Source organism: Bartonella sp. AA78NXGY, from assembly GCF_042197005.1.
Taxonomy (GTDB): Bacteria; Pseudomonadota; Alphaproteobacteria; order Rhizobiales; family Rhizobiaceae; genus Bartonella.
Genome location: NZ_JBHIRI010000110.1, coordinates 1 through 536, shown reverse-complemented (window position 1 = coordinate 536; position 536 = coordinate 1). Strand labels below are relative to the sequence as shown.

Annotated in this window: 1 pseudogene; it reads right to left on the bottom strand. The window is 42.2% G+C overall.

Annotation, left to right across the window (positions count from 1 at the left end):
• Positions 1-404, bottom strand: a pseudogene (locus tag ACFINL_RS09915) (hypothetical protein); the annotation flags it as partial.
• Between the last annotated feature and the right edge of the window lie 132 nt (positions 405-536).

Below are 536 nucleotides of genomic sequence, written 5' to 3'. Positions count from 1 at the left end.
GTAAATTTAGTGGGTTTCTTTTTTAACCAAAGCTTTTTTTCTTTAGCAGCGAGTTTAGTTAGTTCTTTCCTAGCAGCTAGTTTGTCAGGATCTCCTTGAGCTGCAAGTTTGGCAAGATTTTTCTTGGAAGCGAATTGGGCAAAATCTTTCCTAGCAATGAACTTGATCACAGCCTTGTTGCCAAGATTTATAGCTCCCTTGGCTGCTCCAGCTCCTCCAGCAAAGTTTTCTAACACTCCGGCTGATAATCTTCCAGTTTCAAAACCAGCATTAAAAGCTCCGTTAACTTCTGCTTTTTCAAGATTCTCTTTTACGTAATCTATATCCCCTATAAACGCATCCTCAACACCTCCCCAGAATTGACCAGCACCTTCCCAAGCATCATCAATCACATGTCCACTCACGACCCAAGACGCTCCTGTTTCAATGTCTTTAACAGCCCTTTTCGCGCCCCCCATGGATTGCTAGCAAATATCATTATTTGTAACATCATGTTCTTCACAGCGCCATCAGCTAACTCGTATAGCTTGATTGGT